The sequence below is a fragment of the Streptomyces sp. NPDC007084 genome (genome assembly GCF_040703595.1).
Classification (GTDB): Bacteria; Actinomycetota; Actinomycetes; order Streptomycetales; family Streptomycetaceae; genus Streptomyces.
The window spans coordinates 17,570-32,271 of sequence record NZ_JBEYFY010000074.1 but is presented as its reverse complement, the minus strand read 5'-3'; the positions used below and the strand labels follow the sequence as shown (position 1 = coordinate 32,271).

The 14,702-nt window shown below is 74.4% G+C and carries 10 protein-coding genes and 1 riboswitch; of the genes, 3 read left to right on the top strand and 7 right to left on the bottom strand.

Annotation, left to right across the window (positions count from 1 at the left end; all coding sequences use genetic code 11):
- The 6 genes from AB0912_RS32805 to AB0912_RS32780 all read right to left on the bottom strand — a co-directional run.
- The coding region (locus AB0912_RS32805; protein ID WP_366706373.1) for a putative cobaltochelatase at nt 1–1,850 on the bottom strand (1,850 nt) is incomplete at its 3' end.
- The gene (gene cobN, locus AB0912_RS32800; protein ID WP_366706371.1) at nt 1,847–5,500 is read right to left on the bottom strand and encodes a cobaltochelatase subunit CobN; all 3,654 of its coding nucleotides are present in this window, start codon (nt 5,498–5,500) and stop codon (nt 1,847–1,849) included. The genes AB0912_RS32805 and cobN, both read right to left, overlap by 4 nt.
- Nucleotides 5,497–7,059 (bottom strand): cobyric acid synthase, encoded by a 1,563-nt coding sequence (locus AB0912_RS32795; RefSeq protein ID WP_366706369.1) that lies wholly within the window; start codon nt 7,057–7,059, stop codon nt 5,497–5,499. The genes cobN and AB0912_RS32795 overlap by 4 nt, the downstream gene beginning before the upstream one ends.
- Nucleotides 7,056–8,039, bottom strand: a complete 984-nt coding sequence (locus tag AB0912_RS32790; protein ID WP_366706367.1) for a cobalamin biosynthesis protein — start codon at nt 8,037–8,039, stop codon at nt 7,056–7,058. The genes AB0912_RS32795 and AB0912_RS32790 overlap by 4 nt, the downstream gene beginning before the upstream one ends.
- 105 nt (nt 8,040–8,144) lie before the next feature.
- Nucleotides 8,145–8,289: riboswitch (cobalamin riboswitch) on the bottom strand.
- A 137-nt stretch (nt 8,290–8,426) separates the two neighbouring features.
- On the bottom strand, nt 8,427–8,645 hold the full coding sequence (locus AB0912_RS32785; protein WP_366706365.1) for a hypothetical protein: 219 nt from the start codon (nt 8,643–8,645) through the stop codon (nt 8,427–8,429).
- A gap of 20 nt (nt 8,646–8,665) precedes the next feature.
- Nucleotides 8,666–9,904: an inorganic phosphate transporter gene (locus AB0912_RS32780; RefSeq protein ID WP_366706363.1), complete on the bottom strand. Its 1,239-nt coding sequence runs from the start codon at nt 9,902–9,904 to the stop codon at nt 8,666–8,668.
- Between the two features lie 446 nt (nt 9,905–10,350).
- On the opposite strand from AB0912_RS32780, the gene AB0912_RS32775 reads away from it, so the two are divergent.
- The 3 genes from AB0912_RS32775 to AB0912_RS32765 all read left to right on the top strand — a co-directional run bounded on the left by AB0912_RS32775 (nt 10,351) and on the right by AB0912_RS32765 (nt 14,228).
- Nucleotides 10,351–11,187 carry a class II aldolase/adducin family protein gene (locus tag AB0912_RS32775; protein WP_366706361.1) on the top strand — a complete coding sequence of 279 codons (837 nt, stop codon included), beginning with the start codon at nt 10,351–10,353 and terminating at the stop codon, nt 11,185–11,187.
- A gap of 113 nt (nt 11,188–11,300) precedes the next feature.
- Nucleotides 11,301–12,428, top strand: coding sequence for a hypothetical protein (locus AB0912_RS32770; protein ID WP_366706359.1), 1,128 nt, complete (start codon nt 11,301–11,303; stop codon nt 12,426–12,428).
- Nucleotides 12,429–12,824: 396 nt separating this feature from the next.
- Nucleotides 12,825–14,228, top strand: a complete 1,404-nt coding sequence (locus AB0912_RS32765; protein WP_366706357.1) for a hypothetical protein — start codon at nt 12,825–12,827, stop codon at nt 14,226–14,228.
- A 52-nt stretch (nt 14,229–14,280) separates the two neighbouring features.
- On the opposite strand, the gene AB0912_RS32760 is transcribed toward AB0912_RS32765, so the two are convergent.
- Nucleotides 14,281–14,700, bottom strand: coding sequence for a VOC family protein (locus AB0912_RS32760; RefSeq protein ID WP_366706355.1), 420 nt, complete (start codon nt 14,698–14,700; stop codon nt 14,281–14,283).
- Between the last annotated feature and the right edge of the window lie 2 nt (nt 14,701–14,702).

Here is a 14,702-nt window from a genome sequence, read left to right as displayed (position 1 = left end):
GATGAGCTGGAAGGGGTTCTGGAAGTCCAGCCGTCGGTCACCAGGACGACCAGCGGGCGCCGCGCGGAGTCCCGCAGCCGCTCGACCCGCAGCACCTCGTGGGCCCGCAGCAGCCCGGCGGCCAGCGGCGTCCGGCCGCCCGTCGGCAGCGACTCCAGCCGGGCCGCCGCCGCGTCCACCGACGAGGTGGGCGGCAGCGCGACCTCGGCGGCCGACCCGCGGAAGGTCACCAGACCCACCTTGTCGCGCCGCTGGTAGGCGTCGAGCAGCAGCGACAGCACGGCGCCCTTGACGGCGCTCATCCGCTGCCGCGCGGCCATGGACCCGGAGGCGTCCACGACGAAGAGCACCAGGTTGCCCTCGCGGCCCTCCCGCGTCGCCTGCCGCAGATCGTCCCGCCGCACGACCAGACCGCGCCCCGTCCGCCCGCGCGCCACCTGGTGCGGGGCGGCGGCCTGGACGGTCGCCGCCAGATGCAGCTTGGTCAGCGTCCCCCGGGGGCGCCGTGAGCCGGTCGTGCGGCCGTGCTCGGTGCGGGCCCGGGAGCGCCGCCCGGCCGCGCCCTCGCCGAGGCCGGGCACGCTCAGCACCTTCGTACGGAACGGCTCGGCCGCCCGGACCGGCGACTGCTCGCCCGCGCCCTGGCCGGCCGGCCCCTGCCCGTCCTCCGAGGGCTCGCCCCGCGCGGGCACGTCACCGGCGGGAGAGCCGTCGTCCGGCCCGCCGTCCGGCCCGTCGTCCGGCCCGTCCTGCGGCGGCTGCCCGCCACCCCCCGGCCCGTCCGGGTCCGGGTCGGAGTCGTCGTCCGGGCCGTCGCCGTCGCCTTCTCCGCCGCCCGAGCCGCCGAACTCCTCCAGCGTCTCGTCCAGCTTGTCCTCGTCCAGCCCGGGCGCGTCGAAGGGGTTGCGGCGCCTGCGGTGCGGCAGGGCCAGCAGCGCCGCCTGCCGGACGTCCTCGGCGAGCACGTCGGTACGCCCCGCCCACGCGGCGAGCGCGGTCGCGGTCCGGGCCATCACGATGTCGGCGCGCATGCCGTCCACCTCGAAGGCCGCGCAGGTCGCCGCGATCTGCCGCAGCGCGCCGTCCCCGAGCCGCACGGACGGCAGCAGCGCGCGGGCCGCCACGATCCGCGCCCGCACCTCGGCCTCGTCGTCCGCCCAGCGCGCCGCGAAGGCCTCCGGGTCGTCGTCGTGCGCGAGCCGGCGCCGGACGACCTCGACCCGCTGGTCCGGCTCGCGGGACGCGGCGACCTCGACGGTCAGCCCGAACCGGTCCAGCAACTGCGGCCGCAGCTCGCCCTCTTCGGGGTTCATCGTGCCCACGAGCAGGAACCGCGCCGCGTGCCGTACGGAGACGCCCTCGCGCTCGACGTAGGAGGCGCCCATCGCCGCCGCGTCGAGCAGCAGGTCGACCAGGTGGTCGTGCAGGAGGTTGACCTCGTCCACGTAGAGGATGCCGCGGTGCGCGTCGGCCAGCAGGCCCGGCTCGAAGGCCTTGACGCCCTCGGACAAGGCCCGCTCGATGTCCAGGGCGCCGACCAGCCGGTCCTCGGAGGCGCCGACGGGCAGCTCGACCATACGGGCCGGGCGAGTCGTGGACGCCTCCACCTCGTGCGGCCCGTCGGGGCACGCCGGGTCGGGGGCGGCCGGATCGCAGGAGAACCGGCAGCCGGTGACCACGTCGACCGGGGGCAGCAGCGCCGAAAGGGCGCGCACCGCCGTCGACTTGGCGGTGCCCTTCTCACCGCGGACGAGCACACCGCCGACGGCCGGGGACACGGCGTTCAGCAGCAGCGCGAGCCGCAGATCGTCCTGGCCGACCACCGCCGTGAACGGGAACGGGGTACTCACTGGTCGTCGCCCTCCAAGTCGCCTTCGAGCTCCAGATAGGTGGTGCGCAGCCGCTCCAGCGTCTGCGCGTCCGGCTCGGCCCACAGACCGCGGTCGGCCGCCTCAAGCAGCCGCTCGGTGATCCCCCGCAGTGCCCAGGGGTTGGACTTCTTCATGAAGTCCCGGTTCTCCGCGTCGAAGACGTACTCCGCGCTGAGCTTCTCGTACATCCAGTCGTCCACGACCCCGGCCGTCGCGTCGTACCCGAAGAGGTAGTCCACGGTCGCCGCCATCTCGAAGGCGCCCTTGTAGCCGTGCCGCCGCATCGCCGCCATCCAGCGGGGGTTGACCACCCGGGCGCGGAACACCCGGTGCGTCTCCTCGCCGAGCGTGCGGGTCTTCACCTGGTCGGGCACCGCCGAGTCACCGACGTACGCCTCCGGGCTGGTGCCCGTCAGATGGCGGACCATCGCGACCATGCCGCCGTGGTACTGGAAGTAGTCGTCGGCGTCGACGAGGTCGTGCTCGCGGGTGTCGACGTTCTTCGCCGCGACCGCGATCCGCTTGAACGCCGTCTCCATGTCGCCGCGCGCCGCCCGCCCGTCGAGCCCGCGCCCGTACGCGTAACCGCCCCACACCGCGTACACCTCGGCGAGGTCGGCGTCCGAGCGCCAGTTGCGGGCGTCGATCAGCGGCAGCAGCCCGGCGCCGTACGCGCCCGGCTTGGAGCCGAAGATGCGGGCGGTCGCGCGCCGCCGGTCACCGTGCTCGGCGGTGTCCTCGTCGGCGTGCCGGCGCACGAAGTTGCGGTCGGCGGGCTCGTCCAGCTCCGCCACCGTGCGCACCGCGTCGTCGATCAGCCCGACCACGTGCGGGAACGCGTCCCGGAAGAAGCCCGAGATACGGACCGTGACGTCGATGCGGGGGCGGCCCAGCTCGTCCAGCGGGACCACTTCGAAGCCGGTCACGCGCCGTGACGCGTCGTCCCACACCGGACGGCAGCCGAGCAGCGCGAGAATCTCCGCGATGTCGTCGCCCTGCGTGCGCATCGCGGAGGTGCCCCACACCGTCAGCCCGACGGACGTCGGGTAGTCGCCGGTGTCCTGGAGGTAGCGCTGCACGAGCGAGTCCGCGAGCGACTGGCCGACCTCCCAACTCAGCCGGGACGGAATGGCCTTGGGGTCGACCGAGTAGAAGTTCCGGCCGGTCGGCAGCACGTTGACCAGGCCGCGCGTCGGCGAACCCGACGGACCCGCCGGGACGTAACCGCCGTCCAGCGCCTTGAGGATGTGCCCGATCTCGTCCGTGGTGCGGGCGAGCCGCGGCACGACCTCGCGGCAGGCGAACTCCAGCACCGCGACGGCGTCCGGGAGTTCGGTGCCCAGCACCTCGCGCACGAGCGCCGGCACGGCCGCCGTGTCCCAGCCGCGCTCCTCCATGCCGAGCGCCGCCCGGCGGCACAACTGCTCCAGCAGGTCGATCGCGTCGGCCGCCGTCCGGTTCGGGCCCCCGACCAGGTCGCTCAGCTCGGCGGGCACCTTCACCGGGGCGCCCGGCTCGGCCAGCAACTCCTTCTCCACCAGGCCGAAATGCTCCGCGAGCGCGGCCCGCAGACCGGGCAGCGCGTTCGCCGCGCCGCCCCACACCTGGGAGGCGCGCAGCACGGCCAGCACCAGGTTCACCCGCGGTTCGGCCTCCGGGCCGCCGCCCAGGATGTGCAGGCCGTCACGGATCTGCACGTCCTTGATCTCGCACAGATAGCCGTCGATGTGCATCACGAACTCGTCGAAGTCGCCGTCGTCCGGCTGCTCGTCCACATGCAGGTCGTGGTGGAGTTCCGCCGCCTTGACCAGCGTCCAGATCTGGGCGCGGACCGCGGGTGCCTTCGCCGGGTCGAGGTCGGAGACCAGCGCGTACTCGTCGAGGAGCTGCTCCAGCTTGGCGAGGTCCCCGTAGGTGTCCGCGCGGGCCATCGGCGGCACGAGGTGGTCGACCACGGTGGCGTGCCCGCGCCGCTTGGCCTGGGTGCCCTCGCCCGGGTCGTTGACGATGAACGGGTAAACCAGGGGGAGTTCGCCGAGGACGGCGTCGGGCGCGCAGCCGCCGCTGAGGCCGAGGCCCTTGCCGGGCAGCCACTCCATCGTGCCGTGCTTGCCCATGTGCACGACCGCGTCCGCGCCGAAGCTGTTCTCCAGCCAGCGGTAGGCGGCCAGGTAGTGGTGCGAGGGCGGCATGTCCGGGTCGTGGTAGATCGCGATCGGGTTCTCGCCGAAGCCGCGCGGCGGCTGGATCATCACGACGACGTTCCCGAACTCCAGGCACGCCAGCACGATGTCGTCGCCGTCGACGTAGAGCGAGCCCGGGGGTTCGCCCCACGCCTCCAGCATGCCGGCGCGCAGTTCGGGGTCGAGGGTGTCGAACCAGGCCCGGTAGTCGGCGAGCGGCACCCGCGCCGGAGCGGCGGCGAGCTGTTCCTCGGTCAGCCACTCCACGTCGTGGCCGCCGGCCGCGATGAGCCGGTGGATCAACTCGTCGCCGTTGTCGGGGTATTCGCTGACGCCGTAGCCCGCCTCGCGCAGCGCGTCCAGCACCCGCACCGCGGAGGCGGGGGTGTCGAGGCCGACCGCGTTGCCGACCCGGGAGTGCTTGGTGGGGTAGGCGGTGAAGACGATGCCGAGCTTTTTCTCCGCGTTCGGCTTGTGCTTCAGCAGGGCGTGCCGCAGGGCGATCCCGGCGACCCGCGCGGCCCGCTCCGGATCGGCCACGTACACCGGGACGTCGTCCGGGCCCTGCTCCTTGAAGGAGAACGGCACGGTGATCAGCCGGCCGTCGAACTCCGGGATCGCCACCTGCATCGCCGCGTCCATGGGGGACAGGGCGGCGTCGGAGGCCTCCCAGGCGCTCTTGGACGAGGTCAGGCACAGGCCCTGGAGGACGGGGATGTCGAGGTCGGCGAGCGCCCCGATGTCCCAGGCCTCCTCGTCGCCGCCCGCGGACGCCTGCGAGGCATGGGTGCCGCCCGCCGCGAGCACGGTGGCGACCAGCGCGTCGGCCCGCCCCAGGATCTCGTACAGCCCCGGGTCCGCGCCGCGCAGCGAACCGCAGTACACGGCGAGGGCGTTGGCGCCGCGCGCCTCGATCGCGTCGCACAGCGTGTCCACGAAGCCGGTGTTCCCGGACAGTTCGTGCGCCCGGTAGAACAGCACCCCCACCGTCGGCCGTCCCTCGACGTACGGGCGCTCGCCGTGGACCCCGAACTCGGCGGTCTTGTGCGGCTCTTCGAAGCCCTCGCCGGTCAGCAGCACGGTGTCGGACAGGAACCGGGCCAGCTCGGCGAGGTTGGCCGGGCCGCCCTCCACGAGATAGCGCAGCGCCTCCGCGACCACCCCGGCGGGCACCGAGGACTCGGCCATCAGCTCGGCGTCCGGCACGGACTCACCGCCGAGCAGCACGGTCGGGACGCCGGACGCATTCAGGAAGGCGAGCCCGTCCTCCCAGGCGCGCTTTCCGCCGAGGAGGCGTACGACGGCGAGGTCGGCGCCCTCGACCAGGGCGGGGAGTTCGTCCGTGACGTCCACCCGGGTCGGATTGCCGATCCGGTAGGCGGCGCCGGAGGCGCGGGCCGCCAGCAGATCCGTGTCGGCGGTCGACAACAACAACACTGTGCTCATGCGGGCGCTCCCGGTGGAATGAAAGGCAGTCCTTGTGGCGCGCCCGACTCGATGAGCCGCCACAGCGCGTCCGTGTCCGCGTGTTCCTCGATCAGATCGCCGAGCCGGTCGAGCTGCTCCTCGCGCAGCGCCGCGAACGACGTGTCGGCCGCCGGCACGAAGCGGCGGCCCGCGGCGGCGGCCACCTCGCGCAGGAAGGCCCGGCGGAAACCGTCCGACTCCAGCGAGCCGTGCCAGTGCGTGCCCCACACGGCACCGACCCGGCAGCCGTCCAGGAAGGGCTCCCCGCCGGTGACGTGGGCGACACCGTGATGGATCTCGTAGCCCTCGACGCTCTCGCCGAGGGCCTCGCCGGCCGGCCGGGCCAGCGTCTTCTCGCGGGCGAACCGCACGCGGACGGGGAGGAGTCCGAGCCCCTCGACCTGGCCGGCGCGTGATTCGACCTCGTCCTCGATGTGGTCCCCGAGGAGCTGGAAGCCCCCGCAGATCCCCAGCACCGGGCGGCCCTCGGCGGCCCGACGGGAGAGCGCGTCGGCGAGGCCCCGCTCGCGCAGCCACGCCAGCGCTTTCACCGTGCCCCGGGTGCCGGGTACGACGACCAGGTCCGCGTCGGCCAGTTCCTCGGCCCGGTCCACGAACCGCACGACGACGCCCGGTTCGGCGGCCAGCGCGTCCACGTCGGTGAAGTTGGACATGAGCGGGACCGCGCACACGGCGACCCGCAGGACGTCCGCGCCGGCGGGGGAGGAGACGGCCGACTCGCGGACGGTGCCGCGCAGCGACACCCGCAGCCCGTCCTCCTCGTCGATGCCCAGCCCGTGCCGGAAGGGCAGCACGCCGTAGGTGCGGCGGCCGGTGAGACCGCGCAGCATGTCGAGGCCGGGCTCCAGCAAACCGACGTCGCCGCGGAACTTGTTCACGATGAACCCGGCGACGAGCGCCTGGTCCTCGGGCGAGAGCAGGGCGACCGTGCCGAAGAAGGAGGCGAACACCCCGCCCCGGTCGATGTCGCCGACGACGAGCACGGGCAGCCCGGCGTTCCGCGCGACCCCCATGTTGACGATGTCGGTGCGCCGCAGATTGATCTCGGCCGGGCTGCCGGCCCCCTCACAGATCACCGCGTCATACGTGCCCCGCAACCGGTCCAGACAGTCGAGAACCGTCCCGAGCAGTGCCTCCCGGCCGCCCCCGCGCAGGTCACCGCCCGGCGGCGCGCCCTCCGAGGGCTCCTGGCCCGGTCTCCCGAAGAAGCCGCGGGCGCTCATCTCGCCGACCGGCCTGCCCAGCAGGACGACCTGGCTGGTGCGGTCGCCGCCCGGCTTGAGCAGCACCGGGTTCATCAGCGCGGCCGGCTCCACGCGGGCGGCCTGGGCCTGCATGGCCTGGGCGCGCCCGATCTCGGCACCCTCCCGGGTGACGAACGAGTTCAGGGACATGTTCTGCGCCTTGAACGGCGCGACCTTCACCCCCTGGCGCACCAGCCACCGGCAGATCCCGGCGGTCACCACGCTCTTGCCGGCGTCGGAGGTGGTCCCCGCGACCAGCAGTCCGCCGCTCATGCCGTACGCCCCCTTCGGACCGGCCGTGCGGCGGCCTTCGCCCCCGGCCTTCGGGACAGCAGGACGCGTCCGGCGACGCTGACGCCGAGCGCCAGCCAGCCGACGCGCCGGGACAGCCGTACGGCCCGCTCGATGTCCGCGACCCGCACCGCGCGCCCGTCCCCGTTGAGCACCGGCCGGTGTTCGACCCGGCCCGCGTACGAGAGGGTGCCGCCGAGCCGTACGCCGAGCGCGCCGGCGAAGGAGGCCTCCACCGGACCGGCGTTGGGGCTCGGGTGCTTGCGGGCGTCGGCGCGCCAGGCCCGTACGGCACCGCGCGGGTCGCCGCCGGCGACGGCCGCGAGGACGGCGGTCAGCCGGGCCCCCGGCCAGCCCGCGAGGTCGTCGAGCCGGGCGGAGGCCCAGCCGTAGCGGCGGTGGCGGGGGGACTTGTGGCCGACCATCGCGTCGAGCGTGTTCACGGCGCGGAAGGCGACGAGGCCGGGCACCCCGGCGGCGGCGCCCCAGACCAGGGCGCCGACCACGGCGTCGGAGGTGTTCTCGGCGACGGACTCGACCACCGCGCGGGCGACGCCGTCGGCGTCCAGCGCCTGCGGGTCGCGCCCGCACAGACGCGGCAGGCGCTCCTGGGCGACGTCGAGATCACCGGCCGCGAGCGCGCCGCCGATCGCGCGCGCCTCACGGCCGAGCGAGGTCCCGCCGACGACGGCCCAGGTGGCGGCGGCGGTCAGCGCGACGGAAGCGGTCCCCGAGGGGCGCACGCAGCGGCCGGCGAGCGCGGCGATCCCGGCGGCGCCGCCTACGCAGACGAGGGTGTGCAGCGTGCCCCACCCGCGGTGGTCACGCCACAGGGTCCGCTCCACGGCCGTGGCCGCCCGCCCGAACGCGGCGACCGGATGCCCTCGGCGGGGATCGCCGAGCAGCAGGTCGCCCAGGAGGCCGGCGGCGGCGCCGTACGCGAAGACGCGATCGGCCCGCACGGGGTCAGCCGGCCGTGGGGGTCGGCAGAACTCTCTGGCACAACAGGTCCGGCAACGGGCAGCCGCGCATGGCGATATGTCCTCACTCAGGGTGTCCGCGCCCTGGTTCGACGAGACCGGCGGCGAGAGTTCCTGGCTTCCCGGGAAGTTTCCTCCCCGGTGACAGTGGCGGGACCGCGCCGGATTCGCACCGGCTTCCTCACCTGCCGCCGTACTTGGCCCGGGCAGTCCACCACGCGGTGAGAACGGCCGTCAACTTGCTGTTGACCTGCGGAGGGAGAGTGTGCGAAGCCCCACACGACGGTGGGGTGCGGGACGGAGATCCGTCCCGCACCCCACCGTGAAGTGCTGCCCGACAACGGCCCGTTCGGGGCTGTTCGTCCCGGGTTACTTGCTCATGATGAGCGAGATGCCGTACGCGACCGCCGCGGCGCAGGCCGCGAAGCAGACGTAGGCGCCGGTGGCCGCCGCGACGGCGGAGCCGCCCTGGGCGGACTCCTTCTTGGCGAGGCCCGCGACACCGAGGGTGAAGAGGCCGACGAGGAGCACGGTGGCCCCGAGGCTGACGCCGAACACGGACCCGAGGGCCGACCAGTCGATGTGCATGCTGTTTCTTCCTTCGGTTCTCAGGCCACGCGGGACGGCGCCGGCGGGGTCGCCGCGGGCTCGGCGGGAGCGGGGATGGTGGCCGTGAGGTCCTCGGTCACGGTGCCGGCCGGGGGCGGGGTGACGGCGGCGATGGCCGTGGTGACCACGCCGACGGGCTCCTCGGCGTTCACGTTGGTGTGGTCGATGACCTCGCGGCGCGAGCGGCGCCAGATCGCGAAGCTGGAGCCGACCAGGAAGACGGCGACGAGCGTGGTGCCCCAGGCGCCGAATCCGGTGACCCACTCGGCGAGCGCGCCGACCAGGGCGGCGGCGGGCAGCGTGAGGGCCCAGGCGACGAACATCCGGGTGGCGGTGGACCAGCGGACCACACCGCCCTTGCGGCCGAGGCCGGCGCCCATCACGGAGCCGGAGACCGCGTGCGTGGTGGAGAGGGAGAAGCCGATGTGCGAGGAGGCCAGGATGACGGTCGCGGCGCTGGTCTGGGCGGCGAAGCCCTGCTGCGGCTGGAGGTCGGTGAGGCCCTTGCCCATGGTGCGGATGATGCGCCAGCCGCCCAAATAGGTGCCGAGCGCGATCGCGAGACCGGCGGAGAGGATGACCCAGACCGGCGGGTCGGAGTCGGGCGCGACGGCGCCGCCGGCGACCAGGGCCAGGGTGATGATGCCCATCGTCTTCTGGGCGTCGTTGGTGCCGTGGGCCAGCGAGACCAGGCCCGCGGAGGCTATCTGCCCGGCGCGGTACCCCTTCTCGGTGGCCTTGCCGCCGGCGTTCTTGCCGAGCCGGTACGACAGCCGGGTGGCGAGCATCGCGGCCAGGCCGGCCACGATCGGGGCGGCGACGGCGGGCAGCAGCACCTTGCCGACCAGGACGTCCCCGTGCACCGCGCCGGTGCCGGCCGAGGCGATGGTGGCGCCGACCAGACCGCCCATCAGGGCGTGCGAGGAGCTGGACGGGAGTCCGACGAGCCATGTCACCAGGTTCCAGAGGATCGCGCCCACCAGGGCGGCGAAGATCACTTCTGGCTGGATGCCGGACTCGTCGACGAGGCCTTTGGAGATCGTGTTGGCGACCTCCACCGAGAGGAAGGCGCCGACAAGGTTCAGCACGGCGGACATGGCCACCGCGACCTTGGGCTTGAGCGCGCCGGTCGAGATGGTGGTGGCCATCGCGTTGGCGGTGTCGTGGAAACCGTTCGTGAAATCGAACACGAGAGCGGTGACGATCACGATTCCGAGGAGGAGCGTGATGTGTTCCATTTACCCAGGCTTCTGTTGGACGTCAGTGGCAGGTGGACCGTAGGCAACCTGGATGAACGGAAGATGAACTGAGCCGGGCTTTGTGGTGTCCCGAACGGCGTATCCGGATTCCGCTTGTGCCGAGGGGGAGAGGACGGGGTTCGAACGGAGCCGGAATACCGGGCTCCGGTACGGGTCGCCGGGGGTGCGCGGACCGGGCGGGGCCGGGCGCGGGGCCGGAGAGGAGATCCTGGTCACTCCAGAGCGAAGAACCTGGTCAGCCGGGGGTCACCGGGGGTCCCTGGCTCGCCCGAAGGGCGTCCGCGCCCGGTGAGTCGGCGCCGCCGCCTGACAGGATCGGGGTCACGTCCGGGCCGGCTGGTGCCGATGCCGCCGGTGGGACGGGAGGCGCGGGCGGGGCGATCGGGTGGGCGGAACGGCGGACGGGACGGTCGGAGGATCTCCACATGACGGACGAGAACGAGGGTCGGGGGCGGGGCGTGCGGGGCGTGCGGGGCGCGGAGAGTCAGGGCGAGGACGCCGGCCAGGGCCAGGGCCAGGGCGAGGGCGCGGGGGCGGGCGGGGGTGACAGGGGTGCCGGGGTGGCCGCCGGGGGCGCGGGCGTCGCGGCGGCCTGGGACGAGCTGGTCGCGACCGCCCGGCGTACCGTCACCGACGGGCTCGTCGTCGGGACCTCCGGGAACGTGTCCGTCCGCGTCGGGGACGTCATCCTGGTCACCCCCACGGGGGTGCCCTATGACCGGCTGACGCCCTCGGACGCGGTCGGGGTCGGCCTCGACGGCCGGCAGGTACTCGGATCGCTGCGTCCGACCAGCGAACTGCCGATGCACCTCGCCCTCCACCGCGAGACCGACGCCCGGGCCGTCGTCCACACCCACGCCGCCCACGCCACGGCGGTCTCGGCCCTCGTCGCCGAACTGCCGCTGATCCACTACATGGCCGGTGCCCTCGGCGGCCCGGTCCGCGTCGCCCCCTACGCCACCTACGGCACCCCCGAACTGGCCGCGAACGTGCTCCGGGCGCTCGACGGCCGTACCGCCTGCCTCCTCCAGAACCACGGCACCCTCGCCCACGGGGCCTCCCTGGACCAGACGTACGACCGCACGGCCCAACTGGAGTGGATGTGCCGCGTCTGGCTCCTGTCCTCCTCGGTCCCCGGCCTGCCCCCTCACCTGCTGTCCCCCGCCCAGCTCCGGGAGGCGGGGGACCGCTTGGCGGGTTACGGGCAGCGGGGGGACGGACCGAGGGGCCAGGGGGCAGCCGGGGACGGGCTGCTGGGCTAAGGGGCAGCCGGGGCGGGCCGAGGCGCCAGGGGGCAGCCGGGGACGGGCCGACTCCCTCATCGCACGGCCCACTCCCACTGGCCGATGGCGGACTCCGCCGGGACACTGGTCGGGTGCGCACCCTAAGAGCCGCGGCAGCGGCCGTCACCGCCGCCACAGCCGCCGGCGCGGCCTCCGTGGCGGCGGGCCGGTTCGCCAGCGACGCCGCGCTGAAGACGCGTCCCGGCAAGCCCCTGCCCACCGAACCCCGGCTCACCGTGCACGCCACGACGGCGGGCGGGATCACCCTGACCCGGGCGCTCGCCTCACGGCGCCCCGGCACCTACGGCCTCGCCGCCGACGGCACCCACGCCGTCGTCGGCCCGGTCCAGGACGACACCCCCCACACCGCCGACACCGTCGTCCGCCGGCTGGAGAGCGTCAGCCACGGCTCCCTGGAACCCGGCGACAAGGTCTGGCTCGTACCGAACCTGTACGTGGGCGATCCGGGGTCCGCCCTCGGCCTGGAGCACGCCGACGTCGACGTACCCGGTGAACTCGGGGCGCTGCCCGCCTGGTTCGTGCCCGCCGTGCGCGACACCTGGGTCATCACCGTGCACGGCCTCGGCGCCACCCGGGAACACCCGCTGAACGTCATGCGGTTCCTGCACCAGCGGCAGCTGCCCGTGCTCGACCTCGCCTACCGCGGCGATCTGGGCGCGCCGCGCTCCCCGGACGGGCTGAACCACCTCGGCGAGACCGAGTGGCGGGATCTCGACGCGGCGATTCGGTACGCCGTGCGGTACGGCGCCCGGCGGGTCATCCTCTACGGCTGGTCCACCGGGGCCACGATGGCGCTGCGTGCCGCCGCCCATTCCGCGCTCCGTGAGCGGATCTCCGGGCTGATCCTGGACTCGCCGGTTCTCGACTGGGAGGCCACGCTGCGGGCACTGGCCGGGGCCCGTCACATGCCCGGCTTTCTGCTTCCGCTGGCCGTGCGGGCCGCGCAGGGGCGTACCGGGGTACGGGGGGATCGCATCGCCAGTGCGGCGGAGCCGGGACGGCTTTCCGTGCCCACGCTGCTCGTGCACGGGCCGGATGACGCCATCGCGCCGTGGGGGGCCTCGCGTCGTCTCGCCGCCGGCCGGACCGACCTTGTCACGCTGCTTGCCGTTCCGGAGGCGCCGCATGCGGCCATGTGGAACGCGGATCCGGGCGCCTATGAGGAGGCGCTCCGGCGGTTCCTCACTCCGCTGCTTTAGCCCTCCGGGGGGCGAGGGGGGCTCGGGGTTTCTGGGCTTCGCCCTTGACCCTGCGCTTGGTGGGTTGTTCTGCTGCGGCGTGGTGGGGGCTGGGCGCGCAGTTCCCCGCGCCCCTGGGCTCGGGCTTCGCCCTGGCCCTTCTCCGGGTGGTTCGTTCGCTGCGGTGTGGTGGGGGCTGGGCGCGCAGTTCCCCGTGCCCCTGGGGTCGGGCTTCGCCCTGGCCCTTCTCCGCGTGAACGGTGTTCTCGGGGCTCTTCCGGTTTGGGGGCGGGGAACTCCTCGGGGCGGGGTTTCCGGGGTGGCGGGCGCCTTGGTGGACGTGGTGGGGGAGTGCGCCCGGCGGGCCGGGGGGCATTCCGTTTGGGTTTTCGGACCGTCAACCGGAAGACTGCACCCGTGACGTCCCGTAACCCGCGCGACTCCAGGCTCCGACTCGTCAGCCCGCGGCCCCTCGCGGCCGCTCCCCGAGCGGTGACCCAGCGCCGCACACCCCGCCCCGCACCGCGCCCCCCGGAGGGCACACCGCCGCCCGCGGAACTCGCCCGGATGGCACGCACCGGCCTCTCCGACGCGGCCCGGGTCGCCCGCTGGGCCGACGCCGCGCTGGCCCCCGGGCGGGACGGCGCCACCCCCGACGGCAAGGGCGCCCTCTCCGACGCCACCGCCGAACGGGCCGCCGCCGAACTCGGGCTGACCCCGGATCAGGTCCGCGCGGACTGGGACACCGCCCGGCTGGCCGGCCTCATCGAGGTGCACGGCGACAGCGCCCGCCCCGGCTGGCGGCTGCGCGCCTGGAGCCGTGACGACAGTGCCGTACTGCGCGGCTGGGTGGCCCTCTTCGACGCCTGGTCCCTCGCCCATCCCGAGCCCACCGACCGGGAACCCGCCGCCGTCGCCGAGGTCGTCTCCGCGATGCCCCAGGTGCTCTCCTTCCTCCAGCTCTCCGCCGGGCCCGTCCCCGTGGAGCAGCTCCTCGATCTCCTCGAACAGCGCGTCACCGAACTGCGCACCGAGCGCTGCGAGGTCCCCTACGGACCCCGGCCCGAGCCCGCCCCGGACCCCGCCGAGATCCCGGACGCCCCGCTCGCCCCGCTCCTCGACTGGGCGCTGCGCGCGCTCGCCTCCGTCGGCGCGCTGACCTACGGCGACGGACAGGCCACCCTCACCCCGCTCGGCAACTGGGCGGTCTGGGTCAAGCTGGAGCAGATCTGCGTCGCCGCGCAGAGCCCCGCCGGGAACATCGAGCAGTCCGCCGAGGACATGCTCCGCGGCTGCGCCCAGCTCCGCCCCAACGCGGCCCGCGCCGAGTACCGCGCCTGGCTCGCCGCCCGCCCCGTCGGCAGCGCCGTCACCGAACTGCTCGCCGCCGCCCGCGGCGAGGACGCCCTCACCCGGGGCCTCGCCTTCGAGGCGCTGCGCGTGGTCGGCGCGCCCGCCGAGCCCGAGGTGCGTGCCGCGGCCGAGGAGGCGTGGCTGCGCCCCTACGCCCTGCTGTGGCTCGCCGAGCACGAGGGCCACGACCCCGAGGACGCGCACGAGGTGCTCACCCGCGCCGAGTCCACCTGGCTGTGGGTCGACACGGCCGCCGCCGTCGCCGACCACGGAGACGCGCCGCTCCTCGTCCGCCACCTGGAGTCCGCGGTGCAGCCCACCGTGCCCGGGCTGCTCGACGAGGTGCGCGCGGTCGGGCACCCCCGCACCGTGCAGGTGCTCGTCGCCCTCGCCGCCGCCCACCCCGACCCGGCCCTCGCCAAGGCCGTACGCCGGGCGGCCTTCCAGGTGCACACCGGCGGCAGCTGACCCCCGGCACCGGCCCCGGGGAGTCCCTCCGGCACCGGCTCCGGGGAGTTCCTCAGACGCCGGTCTCCGGGGCGTACGTGCCGAAGCTCCAGATGTTGCCCTCGATGTCCCGGGCCATGTAGTCCCGCGAGCCGTAGTCCTGGTCGGCCGGGGCCATCAGGATCTCCGCGCCGTGCTCCACCGCCCGCTGGTGGTGTGCGTCGACGTCGTCCACGACGACGTACACCCCGCACGGCCCCGCGTTCCTCATCGCCTCGTCGAAACGGCCGCCGCGGCCCTTGGAGCCGAGCATCACCGCGCCGTTGCCCTGCGCCAGCTCGGCGTGCAGCACCGAGCCGTCCTCGCCCTCGTAGACGGACAGCTCGGTGAAGCCGAAGGCCTCCGTGAGCTGCCTGATCGCCGCCCTCGCGTCCGCGTAGAGCAGGGAGGGGCAGATGCCCGGGCGTCCGCCGCCGCCGCTCGTACCAGCCATGC

Coding starts and splice junctions, on each gene's coding strand:
- AB0912_RS32760 (WP_366706355.1), bottom strand. CDS start 14,700: ATGGCTGGTACGAGCGGCGGCGGCGGACGCCCGGGCATCTGCCCCTCC.
- AB0912_RS32775 (WP_366706361.1), top strand. CDS start 10,351: ATGACGGACGAGAACGAGGGTCGGGGGCGGGGCGTGCGGGGCGTGCGG.
- AB0912_RS32785 (WP_366706365.1), bottom strand. CDS start 8,645: ATGCACATCGACTGGTCGGCCCTCGGGTCCGTGTTCGGCGTCAGCCTC.
- cobN (WP_366706371.1), bottom strand. CDS start 5,500: ATGAGCACAGTGTTGTTGTTGTCGACCGCCGACACGGATCTGCTGGCG.
- AB0912_RS32795 (WP_366706369.1), bottom strand. CDS start 7,059: ATGAGCGGCGGACTGCTGGTCGCGGGGACCACCTCCGACGCCGGCAAG.
- AB0912_RS32780 (WP_366706363.1), bottom strand. CDS start 9,904: ATGGAACACATCACGCTCCTCCTCGGAATCGTGATCGTCACCGCTCTC.